The organism is Halomonas marinisediminis (assembly GCF_004347715.1).
Taxonomy (GTDB): Bacteria; Pseudomonadota; Gammaproteobacteria; order Pseudomonadales; family Halomonadaceae; genus Halomonas; species Halomonas icarae.
On sequence record NZ_SLTR01000314.1, the window covers coordinates 1 to 288 of the forward strand.

The 288-nt window shown below is 61.8% G+C and carries 1 pseudogene; it reads left to right on the plus strand.

The features are described 5' to 3' along the window. A pseudogene (locus tag E0702_RS16825) lies at window positions 1-288 on the plus strand (DSD1 family PLP-dependent enzyme); the annotation flags it as partial.

Below are 288 nucleotides of genomic sequence, written 5' to 3' on the forward strand. Positions count from 1 at the left end.
GCGACATCGTCGGCGGCGGCGGCACGGGGTCGTACTATTTCGAAGGCAACTCGGGCGTTTACAACGAGCTTCAGTGCGGCTCCTACGCGTTCATGGATGCCGATTACGGCCGGATCCTGGACAAGAACGGCAACCGGATCGACCAGGGCGAGTGGGAGAACGCGCTGTTCATCCTGACCTCGGTCATGTCTCATGCCAAGGCCGACAAGGCGATCTGCGATGCGGGCCTGAAGGCGCAATCGGTGGATAGCGGCCTGCCGTTCATCTACGGGCGCGACGACGTGAAAT